General features: G+C 34.0%; 14 protein-coding genes. 12 read left to right on the top strand and 2 right to left on the bottom strand.

Translation table 11 applies throughout. The features are described from left to right. The first annotated feature begins 24 nt into the window (after nt 1-24). Both O1A01_RS11770 and cbpA read left to right on the top strand, forming a co-directional pair. Nucleotides 25-561 carry a 1,2-dihydroxy-3-keto-5-methylthiopentene dioxygenase gene (locus O1A01_RS11770; RefSeq protein ID WP_066412533.1) on the top strand — a complete coding sequence of 179 codons (537 nt, stop codon included), beginning with the start codon at nt 25-27 and terminating at the stop codon, nt 559-561. Between the two features lie 419 nt (nt 562-980). After that, nucleotides 981-1616 (top strand): cyclic di-AMP binding protein CbpA, encoded by a 636-nt coding sequence (gene cbpA / locus O1A01_RS11775; protein ID WP_066412536.1) that lies wholly within the window; start codon nt 981-983, stop codon nt 1614-1616. A gap of 49 nt (nt 1617-1665) precedes the next feature. On the opposite strand, the gene O1A01_RS11780 is transcribed toward cbpA, so the two are convergent. Beyond that, nucleotides 1666-2442: a divergent polysaccharide deacetylase family protein gene (locus tag O1A01_RS11780; RefSeq protein WP_066412539.1), complete on the bottom strand. Its 777-nt coding sequence runs from the start codon at nt 2440-2442 to the stop codon at nt 1666-1668. A gap of 207 nt (nt 2443-2649) precedes the next feature. Between O1A01_RS11780 and O1A01_RS11785 the strand changes: the two genes are divergently transcribed. Then, entirely contained in the window at nt 2650-2850 is a 201-nt protein-coding gene (locus O1A01_RS11785) for an aspartyl-phosphate phosphatase Spo0E family protein (RefSeq protein WP_235858059.1), read from the top strand. A 23-nt stretch (nt 2851-2873) separates the two neighbouring features. On the opposite strand, the gene O1A01_RS11790 is transcribed toward O1A01_RS11785, so the two are convergent. Further along, nucleotides 2874-3605: a ZIP family metal transporter gene (locus tag O1A01_RS11790; RefSeq protein ID WP_066412542.1), complete on the bottom strand. Its 732-nt coding sequence runs from the start codon at nt 3603-3605 to the stop codon at nt 2874-2876. A gap of 359 nt (nt 3606-3964) precedes the next feature. On the opposite strand from O1A01_RS11790, the gene O1A01_RS11795 reads away from it, so the two are divergent. The 9 genes from O1A01_RS11795 (at nt 3965) to O1A01_RS11835 (ending at nt 14246) form a co-directional block, all read left to right on the top strand. Continuing rightward, nucleotides 3965-4921, top strand: coding sequence for a phosphate/phosphite/phosphonate ABC transporter substrate-binding protein (locus O1A01_RS11795; protein ID WP_066412545.1), 957 nt, complete (start codon nt 3965-3967; stop codon nt 4919-4921). 283 nt (nt 4922-5204) lie between these two features. Next, on the top strand, nt 5205-5975 hold the full coding sequence (gene phnC / locus O1A01_RS11800; RefSeq protein ID WP_066412548.1) for a phosphonate ABC transporter ATP-binding protein: 771 nt from the start codon (nt 5205-5207) through the stop codon (nt 5973-5975). After that, entirely contained in the window at nt 5975-6787 is an 813-nt protein-coding gene (gene phnE, locus O1A01_RS11805) for a phosphonate ABC transporter, permease protein PhnE (protein ID WP_066412554.1), read from the top strand. The genes phnC and phnE (O1A01_RS11805) overlap by 1 nt, the downstream gene beginning before the upstream one ends. Then, on the top strand, nt 6787-7587 hold the full coding sequence (phnE, locus tag O1A01_RS11810; RefSeq protein WP_066412556.1) for a phosphonate ABC transporter, permease protein PhnE: 801 nt from the start codon (nt 6787-6789) through the stop codon (nt 7585-7587). The genes phnE (O1A01_RS11805) and phnE (O1A01_RS11810) overlap by 1 nt, the downstream gene beginning before the upstream one ends. Before the next feature lie 92 nt (nt 7588-7679). After that, entirely contained in the window at nt 7680-9251 is a 1572-nt protein-coding gene (locus O1A01_RS11815; protein WP_066412558.1) for a bifunctional metallophosphatase/5'-nucleotidase, read from the top strand. A 98-nt stretch (nt 9252-9349) separates the two neighbouring features. Then, nucleotides 9350-9805 carry a MarR family winged helix-turn-helix transcriptional regulator gene (locus O1A01_RS11820; protein ID WP_270066326.1) on the top strand — a complete coding sequence of 152 codons (456 nt, stop codon included), beginning with the start codon at nt 9350-9352 and terminating at the stop codon, nt 9803-9805. Nucleotides 9806-9915: 110 nt separating this feature from the next. Beyond that, a complete protein-coding gene (locus O1A01_RS11825; protein WP_066412563.1) occupies nt 9916-11610 on the top strand; it encodes a M3 family oligoendopeptidase in 1695 nt (564 codons plus the stop codon). 210 nt (nt 11611-11820) lie between these two features. Next, nucleotides 11821-13338, top strand: coding sequence for a UDP-N-acetylmuramoyl-L-alanyl-D-glutamate--2,6-diaminopimelate ligase (locus tag O1A01_RS11830; RefSeq protein WP_066412566.1), 1518 nt, complete (start codon nt 11821-11823; stop codon nt 13336-13338). 41 nt (nt 13339-13379) lie between these two features. Continuing rightward, nucleotides 13380-14246 carry a polysaccharide deacetylase family protein gene (locus tag O1A01_RS11835; protein ID WP_066412568.1) on the top strand — a complete coding sequence of 289 codons (867 nt, stop codon included), beginning with the start codon at nt 13380-13382 and terminating at the stop codon, nt 14244-14246. Nucleotides 14247-14276: the final 30 nt, after the last annotated feature.

Genomic DNA, 14276 nt, shown 5'->3' on the forward strand with positions numbered 1-14276 from the left:
TAAAATTATTGAGGAGGAAATATAATGGCACAAATTCGTTTACATGCAACTAATGAAAGAATTGAAAATGAGGAAAAAGTAGTAGCATTTTTAGAAAAGAATGAAGTAATTTACGAGAAATGGGACATTACAAAATTACCATCTAACTTAAAAGAAAAATATGCACTAACAGATGAGGAAAAAGAAGAAATTTTAGCTGTATTTGGAGAAGAAATTGCTGACATTTCAGAGCGTCGAGGTTATAAATCTAGTGATGTTATTTCTTTGTCTGATTCTACACCAAACTTAGATCAGTTATTAACCAATTTCCAACAGGAACATCATCATACAGATGATGAAGTTCGTTTTATCGTAAGCGGTCACGGGATTTTTGTAATTCAAGATAATGAAGGAAACTTCTTCGATGTTGAATTGCAGCCAGGTGATTTAATTTCAGTACCAGAAAATGTACGACACTACTTTACTTTAATGGAAGATCGTAAAGTAGTTGCTGTTCGCATCTTTGTTACAACAGAAGGTTGGGTTCCAATTTACGAAAAAGAAGAAGTTAATAGTAATTAATTAGAAGTATATACGACTTGTTAATTAGCCTGAAAACCGATTAGGCGAAGCTAGACGTAAAAATTAGCAAAAACGCAAAGGGATCCATACCTTTTGCGTTTTTTTTGTTATGAATCAAAACTTTAGGGAATATATATAAAAGTCCAAGTATTGATGTTGTTGATAGAGTTTAGTAAGCGGTGAGAAATTGAAAATACTGTCAAATAATGTCCATATATAACGTTAAAAAACTGCTTACAACCGTTTGGATTAACTGTATAGTTGGAAGTGTAAGGGAACGAAAGAACATTAAGCTTTACATGCAAATGAATCTATTGTTAGAACATTGTGAATTTTCTTTACGTTTTTCCGCCCTTATGGTATTTTAAAGGTATGAAGTAGAAAATTTTCTATTGGATGAAGCCAAGGGAGTGATAGTGATGAAAGTTCGTTATAATTTTGTTTCTAAATTTGATGTTCAATATTGTGAACCGACTTTTACTGTGAAAGAAGCTTATGAAAAAGTGAAAGAATCTGGGTACCGTTGCATACCAGTTTTATCAAATAACGGGCGTAAATTTAGTGGTTTTATTTACAAAGTGCATTTACTAGATTATTTATATGAGCAAAAAGGGAAAGAAAATGATCCTATTACGTCCCTCGTTCAAAATGAAGATGCATTTATTTATGAAGAAGACTCATTCTTTAAAGCGTTCTTCACAATAAAAAGATTACCTTTTATTGCTGTTTTAAATGAAAAGGAAGAATTTCTCGGTATACTTACACATGCAAATGTGATGGATGTGTTGGCTGACTCGTTCGGAATGAAAACTGGCGGTCATACGCTTACAATAGCTACAATTGAACATAAAGGGGCTATTAAAGATTTAGTTACATTGTTAAAAGAAGTGAACATTGACGGTATGCTCACACTAGACAATGGTGAGAAATATTTACGTAGAATTATTGTAAACTTACCTGCGGAATTAACGAAAGCCGAAGTACAAAGGTTAGTAAAGAAAATAGAAGAAAAAGAATTTCGTGTTACACATGTAGATGAAATAGATATAGAATAATCATATGAAAAAAAGGTTGCCAATTATTTGGCAACCTTTTTCGATATATTTAATACGGATTTAATATTTCTTTATCAACTAATAGTTCAGAGAGTGTTACTGTTTCAGCTTTTTTCTTTACCATTGGAATGTACTGCTTTAATACAGAAGCTGTTTTATCCCCAGCAACTCCAACATGCCCAATAGCAATTATTGTTTCTTTTTTGTCGATATCTTTTAACAGTTTGTTTGCTTGTCTTTCGATATGTTGAATACTATATATTTCATCAAAGAAGAGCTCATTTTCTAAATAGGGGACACCAAGTTCAGATGCAACTTCCGCAACGACGCTCTTTCCACTCGTTTTACTATCTAAATAGTATAAACCTCGTTCTTTACAAATAGTTAGTATTATTCTCATAATATGTTCATTTGAAGTTACCTTCGATCCCATATGATTATTGATTCCGACAGCATGAGGAACTGCATCAATCGCATCGTTCACTCTTTTTATTATTTCTTCATCAGAGAGATCTGTTGTAATAGCACCAGGTCCTAACCAGCTTCTTTTACCTTTCACGGGCTCCATTGGCAAATGAAGAATAACTTCGTGACCGAGCTCATGTGCCATAATCGCATCCTCTTCAGTTGTAGGTAAAAATGGCATAACAGCAACTGTTAAATGTACTGGTAAGTTTAATATTTGTTTTGTACCTTTCATGTTATTACCAAAATCATCAATAACAATAGCGACTCGTTTATCTATTTCTTCACCGTTTACAAATTGACTACTTAAAAAAGAGGTAAATAAAAAGCAAATAGTTAGAAGAAACATCTTATATTTCATAACAATTCTCCTGTCGACAAAAAGTGATGTTTGTATATATATCAACAAAAATTTTATTTTTATTGTGTGGACTTTTCGCATAAAGATACAAGATGTACAAAAAAACTTCATAAATATTTTGTCTAATATTGCGATTGTGTTTACTTATGTTGAATTTTTTGTAATAATGCGATAGGAGAGTTTGGGGATGAAAGGGAGAGAGTAAAATTGACTCAGGACAAAAACATGGATTGTTTACTAGTTGAAATAAATAAACAGAGAGAATCCATGATAACTGTTGCTAACAAAACAGGTATAGAAAGTGAACAAACGATAAAATGCAGCCAGCATTTAGATCAATTAATATATGAATACCAAAAGAGACAAGTAAAAGAGAAAAGACAAAAAACTAGCTACTATTTACGATGAAAAACACCGATTTTCAACCGGTGTTAAAAAATTTGAATTAAGAAAATCATAAATAATACTCCAATGATAAACGTATAGGTAGATAACCTTTCGTTTCCATCACCATGACTTTCAGGAATTAACTCCTTGTAAATAATAAACAACATTGCCCCGGCTGCAAAAGCTAAACCGTAAGGAACTAACCATGAAACAGAAGTGGTTAAATAGAATCCTAGAAAAGCCATCGGAATTTCTACAGCGCCAGTTAATGTTGCGACAACTAATGCCTTCCACCTTTGAATACGCTGCTGAATTAAAAACAGTGCTACTAATAGCCCTTCTGGTGCGTTTTGTAATCCAATTGCAAGCGCAATTAAGTTTCCAGTCCCTTCTGAATCTGATGCATAACTAACACCAACAGACAAGCCTTCCGGAATATTGTGTAGCGTAATTGCTGCTATAATTAACATAGCTTTTTGATCGAATTTAATCCCGCTTTTATTATGCTCTAAATCAATATGAGGAATGAATTTTTCAAGTAAATTTAAAACGTAAACACCTAATAAAACCCCAACTATTACTTGAACAATCCCACCGTATTGTAACGCTTCTGGAATTAAGCTCATCATCGCAGCTGCCATCATAATACCAGCAGTAAATGCTAGCATCATATCCCTAGAACGATGAGATATGCTTTTCGGTAATAATAAAATAAGAAGTGCACCAAGCCCAGTTGACAATGCAGCTAAAGTGCTACCTATAAGTGCTTCAATCATGTATTACTTCCTTTCCATCCTTGTTAGGGAAACAATATGAACTTTTTATCTTCTATAAGGAGGCGACTTACTTATATAAATATATTCTAATGTAAAGCGGCTATGCTCATTATATACTTCTCACAGACAAACATAAAGTTGAAGATATTATAGCAAAATAGGAACAAGTAAAAAAACAATTATTATTCGACAAATGTTAACAGTGAGTTATGTAAGCGTTTTTAATTATATATCAATGTAATGGTTAACAATTTATTAAGAAATTGTAAAAAATACGAAAAAAGTGTAGCGTTATTTCGACAATACAGGGTATAATTCTATTTGTGTGAAAAATTAAATTACATAGGGGGAAAAATCACATGAAAAAATTACTAACTGTAATGTTAGTGGCGATTTTAGCAGTTGCTCTAGCTGCATGTGGAACTTCTAACAATGGCAACAACGCTGGAACAAACAATGCAGGCACAAACAATGGTGCTGGTTCTGGGGAAGAAGCGGGTACGGAAAAACCTGATAAACTTATTATGGGATTTGTACCATCTACTGAATCTGACAAAATTGCAGACACGGTTGAGCCTTTAGCTGAAAGATTATCTGAAATTCTTGGTGTTGAAGTCGAAGGATCCGTTATGACAAACTACACAGCTTTAGTTGAAGCGATGGGTAGTGGAAAAGTACATATCGGATTTGTACCAACATTCGCTTACATCCAAGCTAATGAGCGTTATGATATCGAAGTTATTTTAAAATCTATTCGTAACGGTTCATCTTCTTACAAGGCGCAATATTTAGTTCGTGCTGATTCTGGAATCGAATCATTCGCAGATTTAGAAGGTAAAATTTGGGCGTTTGGTGATATTACGTCTACAAGTGGATTTTTATTCCCAGCAGTACAATTAATGCAAGAATTTGATATTGATTCTACAGATGCATTACAACAAGACTTTTTCGCACAAACAGTTGCTGTAGGTTCTCATGACAATGCTGCTTTAACAGTTTTAGATGGAGATGCTGACGTTGCAACAACTTTTGACGATGTTCGAGATGTATTAGAAGCTGACTATCCAGAGGTAAAAGAAGAGCTAGTAGTATTAGGATATACTGATCCTATTCCTAACGATACTATTTCTGTTATTCCTTCTTTAGATCCTGCATTTGTTGAAGAAATCAAACAAGCTTTCTTAAGCTTCAATGATGATGAAGAAATGATTGAAATTATGAATGATGTTTACCGTTGGACTGGTATTGATGAAGCATCTGACGAAGAATATGACATCGTTCGTGACGTTGCAAGACTAACAGGTTACGAAGGTTAATAACTTCTGTTTAGGTAAGGTTGGGGGGAAGCTTGCTTCCTCCTTTTTTCTTGGATTTTTAGAAAGTTCTTTCAATCCAAAAAACTTTAAGCGAGACAATGGCAAACGATTGTATAAATGGTTTAAAGGAAAGTTATTATTGGGCGCCACAATCCAACGGTTCATATACTCACTAAAGATTTTATGTTTAGTAGAACTTTTATGTATCGTTAAGATGATGGCGCTCATTTCATAACTGTTGATGTTCTAATGATATTTCCAACATGGAGGGGTACGTAATAAAATGATAGAGTTTAAAGATATATCACTTGTATATCCGAATGGTACGCAAGGGTTAAAAGACATTAATGTAAAAATCAATGAGGGTGAATTCGTTGTAATTGTCGGATTATCTGGTGCTGGTAAATCTACATTTATTAGAAGTATAAATCGACTCGTTACTCCAACAGATGGAGAGCTTATAGTTGACGGAGAAAATATTTTAACATATAACGGTAGAGACTTAAGAAGGCTTCGTACAAAAATAGGTATGATATTCCAGAACTACAATTTAGTAAAACGTTCTTCTGTTATGAAAAATGTTATCGCAGGAAGATTAGGACACACTGGTACGTTAAGAAGTATCTTTAACTTATATTCCAAAGAAGATATTGGATTAGCGTACGAGAGTTTAAAACGTGTAAACATTGAAGAAAAAATATATAATCGTGCGGATGAACTAAGTGGTGGTCAGCAGCAACGTGTAAGTATTGCACGTGTGTTAACACAAAAGCCGAAATATTTACTAGCGGACGAGCCGGTATCAAGTTTAGACCCTCCGACAGCTCATCAAGTTATGACCTATTTAAAACAAATCAATAAAGAAGACAATATTACAACAATAGTTAACCTCCACTTTATTGATATGGCGATGGAATTTGCGGATCGTATTATCGGTATGAGAGCAGGAGAAGTGGTGTTCGATGGGCCTGCATCAACTGTGACAGAGAAGACGTTCGAAGAGATTTACGGCCGTGCCATTCGTGAGGATGACATGGTGGGAGGTCAAGATTAATGATGAATGAGAAACAAATGAAGGAGAAAGTGCAACCTAAAAGTATTACTTCTCCAGATTTGAAGCGAAAAACAACATTAGTCTTCATCGTTGTAGCTGCTCTATATTTATATAGTACTTACAAAACTGAATCTACATTGCCTGAGTTTATAAAAAGTTTCCCAAGAATGATTGAAATGTTTGGAGGCTTCTTTCCTCCAAATTTAGAATATGTAAGTAGGGTTATTCCGGCATTGGTTGAAACTTTTTACATGGCTATAATAGCTACCACCATCTCAACTTTATTAACAATACCTTTCTGCCTACTTGCGGCAAGAAACATTAATACAAATAAAATTACGAACCAAATTACTAGATTCTTTCTAAATATCATTCGTACAATTCCGGATATTATTTTAGCGGTAGTATTCGTCGGTGTTTTCGGTATTGGGGCATTTCCAGGTATTATAGCGTTAATCTTTTTCTCTTTAGGGATTTTAGCTAAACTATTAAGTGATACGTTAGAAACAATTGATATGCAGCCACTCGATGCGATGCGTGCGTCCGGAGCGAATTCATTACAAACAATATGGTACGGTGTGGTTCCACAAATTTTACCACAGTTTGTATCTTTTTCCCTTTATGTGTTTGAAATAAATATACGTGCATCAGTTGTACTAGGTTTAGTAGGTGCTGGTGGTATCGGTTTATTATTAGACCAACAACTAAAATGGTTCCGCTATGATAATGTTATGATGCTCATTATCGTTATCTTTTTTGTAGTAGTTATTATAGAATATATTAGCTCGAAAATAAGGGAGGCGATTGTATAATGCGCTACGAATTACCTCCTAAAAAGAAAATATCTACAAGTAAGAAATTAAAATACACAACGATTGCAATCGCTATAATTGCAATATTTTTTGTTACATTTACTCAAATTAATATTAACTGGGAACGAATTTTTAGTGACAGGACGATTAATAACTTTTCTCGAGTTATTCCACAATTATTTTCACCAGATTGGTCTACTTTTGGTAAAGTAATGGAGAAAATGGTGGAAACAGTATTTATTGCTTATGCAGGAGCATTAATGGCCTCCATTATAGCTGTACCAATGGCGTTTTTAGCTGCTAGAAATATGTTCCGTTTCCGTATCATTAGTTCGTTAGGTAAATGGCTGTTAGACGCTGTCCGCGCATTCCCTGAACTAGTGTTTGCGATTATTTTCGTTGCAACCGTTGGGCCAGGACCGTTCGCAGGTGTATTAGCCATTGCGATCAACTCAACAGGGATGTTAGGGAAACTTTATTCAGAAGTTATTGAATCAATAGATATGAAAGTGGTAGAGGCGATGGAAGCAAATGGGGCGAATAAAACTCAAGTTTTCTTCTATGGTATTCTTCCTCAAGTAATACCTGAATTTTTATCTTACGCAATTTACCGCTTTGAAGTAGACGTCCGTGCTTCATCTGTTTTAGGTATTGTAGGTGCAGGTGGTATTGGGTTCCTTATTACAATTGCCGTTGCAAATAGAAACTGGGATGAAGTAGGGATGATATTATTAGTAATTATTATCGTCGTAACGATAATTGATTACATTTCTTCCTTCATTCGCAAACGTCTAGTTTAACGAGATACACTATTTCTAATAATAGATAAACGTAGAGAAATTTTTCTCTACGTTTTCTATTATAAAAGAAAAAGCTGAAAGAGGGTGGAGTTTTGGAAGAGTTAAAAATAACAATTTTAGAAACTAGCGATGTACATGGAAACGTACTACCGATAAATTACGGCAATAATGAAGAAGAGAATCTCGGTTTAGCGAAACTAGCTACCGTTATAAAAGACGAGCGAGACCTTTCAAAAAACGTTATTTTAATTGATAATGGAGATTTAATACAAGGTACACCATTTACATATCATTACGTAAAGAAAATGAAAAAAGAACGAAATCCGATGATAGAGATATTAAATAAGTTAAATTATGATGCAGCTATTATTGGGAATCATGAATTTAATTATGGGATGGAAATAATTAATGATGCGGTAGAACAGTCTAACTTTCCTTGGTTAAGTGCAAATATTTTAAATGATGAAACGAATGAGCCCTATTTTGGAAACCCATACGTAATAAAACAAGTGGAAGAAGTAAAAGTAGCAATTTTAGGCGTTACTACACATTATATTCCTAATTGGGAAAACCCAGATCATATTGAGAAATTAAAGTTTGAAAATGCATTTGGAGTTACAAAAAAATGGGTAGAGTGGATTCGCAGGAACGAAAAGCCTGACGTCTTGATTGTTAGCTATCATGGTGGTTTTGAATGTGATTTAAAAACAGGGAAACCAACGGAGACGCTCACTGGTGAAAATGAAGCATACCGTATGTGTAAGGAAATAGAGGGTATTGATCTTTTATTAACAGGGCATCAACATCGTGTGATAGCAGACCAAGTTGGTTCTGTACTTGTATTACAGCCTGGATTTAACGGACAATATCTCGGTAAAGCAGAAGTAACCTTATTTAAAAAAGACAAAAAATGGCAAATACAGTCAAAAAAATGTAGTGTTATTTCTGTTGAGAATACGAATCCTGATATGGAAATTATGAACCTAGCAAAAAAGTATGAAGACGCTGTTCAACAATGGTTAGACCAACCAATTGGTAAAATTAATGGAGATATGCTCGTAACAGATCCATTGAAACTAAGAATGGAAGATAACCCTTTAATTGAATTTATTAATAAAGTTCAAATGTACTATTCAGGAGCATCCATATCTAATACAGCTTTGTTTAATAATACATCACCAGGATTTCCAAAAGATGTTACGATGAGAGATATCGTGTCAAATTACATATATCCAAATACGTTAAAAGTAATTCGTATAACAGGAAAAGATATAAAAGACGCATTAGAACGTTCTGCTTCCTATTTTACTTTTGATGAAAATGGTCAATTAACAGTAAATCCTCAATTTTCTACTCCTAAGCCACAACATTATAATTATGATATGTGGGAAGGGATTGAATACGTAATGGATGTTCGCAAACCTATCGGTGAAAGAGTGGTCGTGCTTCAAAAAGACGGAGAAACCCTCTCATTAACGGATGAATATAATGTTGTAATGAATAATTACCGGGCAGGTGGCGGAGGAGATTATACGATGTTTCAACATAAGGAAGTTGTAAAGGACATTCCTACTGATATGTCAGAGCTAATAGCAAATTATATAATGGAACATAAAACGATTGATACTTTAATAAACAATAATTGGAAAGTAGTGTGGAAATAGTATGAGGTTATGTTTAAATTTTAACAAACAAGTTGACCAATAGTCCTATTTTCTATAAACTTATAATATTAGATACGTTTGAGAAATGGGTGTTTAAAATGAACGAAAGATATGATATCGATCAAAGTTTAAAACTTTTTATCGTTCTTTCAAGAGCTTATCGTACTATTAATGATAAAGCAAATCAGTCTATACAAAGTTTTAATTTAAATCCAACAGAGTTTGCTGTGTTAGAGCTTCTTTATCATAAAGGTGAGCAACCACTTCAGCAAATAGGTGGGAAAATACTTCTAGCAAGTGGAAGTATAACTTACGTTGTTGATAAATTAGAAGGAAAAGGTTTATTAGAACGAAAAGCATGTGAAAGTGATAGAAGAGTAACGTTTGCTCATTTAACAGAAAAAGGGAAAGAATTACTTCATGAAATTTTCCCTCAGCATGAAGAGACGATAAACGCTCTATTAGGTGGGTTAACAACAGAAGAAAAAGAAGTTGCAATTTCACTTCTGAAAAAAGTCGGCTATTATGCACAAGACAAAAAAACTGATCTATAAAGGTCAGTTTTTTTATTTGGGAAGAAAAATATATTTTAGCAGGATTTTTTAAAGTCTTTAGCGAAATAGTCGTTTGGGTCAGTTATTACATATAGAAGAGGGGTTAAATTGTGAAGTTCCATGAATATCCATATAATAGACCGAATGTAGGTCAATTAGAAGAAAAGTATGAACTGTTACTAACGGAGTTTTCTGAAGCGAGTACTGTTGCTTTCCAAGAGGAAGCATTAAGGAAAATAAATGAAATTAGAAATGAAATTAGTACACTATCAAGCTTAGTATCCATTCGCCATTCTGTTGATACGAATGATGAATTTTATAGAGAAGAACAAGAATATTTTGATGAAGTTTCTCCTTTATTTCAGGCGCTTGACACGAAGCTGTACGAAGCACTATTAGGATCGAAATTTCGTAATGAACTTGAAGCAAAGTGGGGGAGTCAATTATTTGCTTTAGCTGAATGTGAATTGAAAACGTTCCACCCTTCTATAATAGAAGAATTACAAAAAGAAAATAAGCTTATTACTCAATACAATAAACTGATAGCATCCGCTAAAATTTCGTTTAACGGTGAAGAGAAAACATTAGCACAAATAGATCCATTCATTGAGTCTAGTGACCGTACTATTCGAAAAAGTGCAAGTGAAGCAAAGTTCAATTTCTTTTCTGAAAACCAACAACAGTTGGATCAAATTTTTGATGACTTAGTAAAAGTTCGAACAACAATTGCGAAAAAATTAGGCTTTGAAAACTTTATTGAACTAGGTTATGCAAGAATGATTAGAACAGATTATAATGCGGAAATGGTACGAAATTTTCGTGATCAAGTTAAAGAGTATATCGTGCCATTAGTAGAGCAATTAAAAGAAAAGCAAGGTGAGCGAATCGGAATTTCGGACTTAAAGTTTTATGACGAAAACTTTAAGTTTAAATCAGGAAACGCTACTCCAAAAGGTGACCCAAATTGGATTATCGAAAACGGAAAGAAAATGTATGAAGAGCTTTCACCAGAGACTAATGAATGGTTCCAGTTTATGCTCACACATGATTTGATGGATTTAGTAGCAAAGAAAGGTAAAGAAGCTGGTGGCTATTGTACATTCATTCCACAATATAAGGCACCGTTCATTTTTTCTAATTTTAACGGAACGAGTGGAGATATCGATGTACTAACACATGAAGCTGGACACGCTTTTCAAGTGTACATGAGCCGTGATTTCAAAGTTCCTGAATATAATTGGCCAACGTACGAGGCTTGTGAAATTCACTCTATGAGTATGGAGTTTTTTACGTGGCCATGGATGGATTTATTCTTTAAAGAGGACACTGAAAAATACAAGTATGCTCACTTAAGTGGAGCTGTAAGCTTTCTTCCTTATGGGGTTGCAGTTGATGAATTTCAACATTATATTTACGAAAACTATGATGCAACTCCAGCTGAAAGAAATAAAGCTTGGAGAGAAATGGAGAAAAAATATTTACCTTCCCGGAACTATGATGGGAACACGTATTTAGAAAATGGAGGTTTTTGGCAAAGGCAAGGTCATATTTATGCTTCCCCATTTTATTATATTGATTATACACTTGCGCAAATTTGTGCGCTTCAATTTTGGAAGCGAGCGCAAGAAAACAAAGAAGAAGCGTGGAATGATTATTTAGAACTTTGTAAAAAGGGTGGTAGTCTATCTTTTACGCAATTAGTAAAGGTTGCTAACTTAAAATCCCCGTTTGAAGAAGGGTGTGTACAATCCGTCATTAACGAAATTGAAGCATATTTAAAACAAGTAAATGATAAAGAATTATAAAACATTAGCCAGTCGAGGAATTCGACTGGCTTTTTTTGACTACAATAGAAAAAGACGAATTCTGTTTTCATCACTAACTTTTTGACTTATACAAACCATTTATCATTTTACTAAATTTGAAAGTCGCATAAGACGAACTAGTATAAATCGATTAGTAATGAAGCGATACACGATTAGCTAGTTATTCTAACCATTCTTTCATGAAAGGGTGTGAGAGCAATCCGAACACATAGTTTATTAAGAGCACTTTCAATCCGTAAAATTGTTGGTAGTGTACCAAATTCCGTCGACTCTATTCATTGTGATTCTCGTGAGGTAATAGAAAACTCTCTTTTCGTTTGTATAAAAGGATATACCGTCGATGGTCATTGTTATATAGACGCTGCCATTGAAAAAGGTGCAACCATTATTATAGTAGAAGAAATGCCAGAAGAGGTTGAGGGAAGTGTCTGTTACGTTCAAGTAAATAACAGTGTAAAGGCATTAGCTCACTTAGCTAGCACTTTTTATGGTCATCCATCATCTAAACTTTCTATCATTGGTGTAACTGGAACGAATGGAAAAACGACTGTATCGACTATTATAAATAATATTTTACGTCAAGAAGGATATAAAACAGGACTTTGCGGGACGATTGAAATTGATATTAATGGAAAAAAGCTCCCGAGTAAAAATACAACAAATGATTCATTAACATTACAACGAGTTTTACATGATATGGTTGAAAATGGTGTGACGGATGTTGTGCTTGAAGTTTCATCTCACGGGTTATTACAAGGGAGACTATCAGGAGTGGACTTTCAAACTGGAGTTTTTACAAACTTGACTCGTGATCATTTAGATTATCACGGTACGATGGAGAATTACAAAAATGTAAAAGGGTTGTTGTTTTCACAGTTAGGGCAAGATTTCACGAAACAAAAAATGGCTGTGTTAAATGCAGATGACGAAGCATCTACCTATTATGAGCAAATAACAGGTGCAAATGTTATAACGTATGGAATTAAAAATGATGCAGATTTAAAGGCAAATAATATACAGTACAAAATGGACCACACATTATTTCGGTTAAACACGCCAAACGGTACTTACGACGTTGTTTCGCCGTTAGTTGGAGAGTTTAATGTGTATAATTTATTAGCGGCAATTGCAGCATTATCAGATAAGTTATCTATTCCAACCATAATAAAAAGTATTAAAAATATACATCCACCAATCGGAAGGATGCAGAAATTAGTGGATCAAGATCCATGTACAATTATTGTTGATTATGCACATACGGAAGATGCGATAAAAAAGGTGTTACATCATTTGAAAATGTTCTATAAACGAAAAATTATTTCAGTCATAGGAACGGGTGGTAATCGCGATAAAGGGAAGCGACCAAGAATGGGGGAAGTTGCGACAGAACATTCTGATTATGTTATATTTACTACAAACAATCCTTTAGATGAACCTTTAGATGAGATAACTAACGGTTTAGCAGAAGGAGCAGTTCATGATCAATATGAATGTATTGGAGATAGGAGAATGGCTATTTATCGAGCAGTACAATTGGCAGGAGAAGGAGATGTAGTACTCATTGCTGGTAAAGGACATGATAAATTTCAAATCATCGGGAACAATTCTATTCCATTTTATGATTCAGAAGTTGCAGTAAGCGCATGGGTACAATATCATCAATTGCACAAAAAGTCTTCTTCATCGATCATTACGAAAACTCGATAAAGATATAAATATTCATATTGTCTAGGGGTATAGGGGGATGTATGAAATATTTAAATGTATTACTTTTATTTTGTATACTAATCGTTGGATGTTCCGTTAATAATTTTAATGTGCGAAATCATGCCAATCACATTAAATCTAGCTTTGAGAAAAGTAATCCAGAAGATTATTACAATGTACCAAGTAAACTGGAACTACTCTCACAGTTAGAAAAAGATGCACTTCATAAACAATATAATACTACAAATAACTTTTCCGAAAATGTACTTGGTGTGAAAACAATGCTTCATACAGATGAAAAAGTTATAGCATTAACACTTGATGCGTGTGGCGGTGAGTATGGTAGTGGTTATGATGAAACTTTAATAGACTTTTTAATAGCTGAAAACATTAAGGCTACCATATTTGTAAATGCTAGGTGGATTGATGCGAATATGGAGGAATTTCTTCAGCTGGCAAGTAATCCGTTGTTTACAATTGAAAACCATGGTACAGAACATAAGCCGTTATCTATTCGTTCTAACTACGCTTGGGGTATACAAAGTACAACATCGCAAGAGGAAGTTGTAAATGAAATTATGGGCAACCAAGTAAAAATAACAAAATTGACAGGCTATACACCACGTTATTTTCGCTCGGGTACTGCCTATTATGATGAGGCAAGTGTGAAAATCGCGAATGATTTGAACCTTGAAGTTGTGAATTTTAGTATAAATGGAGATGCTGGTGCAACATTTTCGCGAGAAAGAGTTAAGCAAAGTTTACTCCATTCCACAAATGGTTCAATCGTTATTCTCCATATGAATCAGCCTAGCAGTAATACTGCTGCTGGAGTAAAAGAGGCAATTCCGATACTTATTAGTCAAGGATATGAATTTGTTCATTTATCCGATTATGAATTAAAGTAAATAAAAATACATATTTTTTTTCGTTACGGA

Origin of the sequence: Sutcliffiella sp. NC1 (genome assembly GCF_027594365.1) — a bacterium.
GTDB lineage: Bacteria > Bacillota > Bacilli > Bacillales > Bacillaceae_I > Sutcliffiella > Sutcliffiella cohnii.

Bases quoted from the DNA above. Each gene is read 5' to 3' on its own strand.
- phnC (WP_066412548.1), top strand. From the start codon at position 5,205: ATGATAGAGTTTAAAGATATATCACTTGTATATCCGAATGGTACGCAA.
- O1A01_RS11790 (WP_066412542.1), bottom strand. From the start codon at position 3,605: ATGATTGAAGCACTTATAGGTAGCACTTTAGCTGCATTGTCAACTGGG.
- cbpA (WP_066412536.1), top strand. From the start codon at position 981: ATGAAAGTTCGTTATAATTTTGTTTCTAAATTTGATGTTCAATATTGT.
- O1A01_RS11820 (WP_270066326.1), top strand. From the start codon at position 9,350: ATGAACGAAAGATATGATATCGATCAAAGTTTAAAACTTTTTATCGTT.
- O1A01_RS11835 (WP_066412568.1), top strand. From the start codon at position 13,380: ATGAAATATTTAAATGTATTACTTTTATTTTGTATACTAATCGTTGGA.
- O1A01_RS11795 (WP_066412545.1), top strand. From the start codon at position 3,965: ATGAAAAAATTACTAACTGTAATGTTAGTGGCGATTTTAGCAGTTGCT.
- phnE (WP_066412556.1), top strand. From the start codon at position 6,787: ATGCGCTACGAATTACCTCCTAAAAAGAAAATATCTACAAGTAAGAAA.
- phnE (WP_066412554.1), top strand. From the start codon at position 5,975: ATGATGAATGAGAAACAAATGAAGGAGAAAGTGCAACCTAAAAGTATT.
- O1A01_RS11780 (WP_066412539.1), bottom strand. From the start codon at position 2,442: ATGAAATATAAGATGTTTCTTCTAACTATTTGCTTTTTATTTACCTCT.
- O1A01_RS11770 (WP_066412533.1), top strand. From the start codon at position 25: ATGGCACAAATTCGTTTACATGCAACTAATGAAAGAATTGAAAATGAG.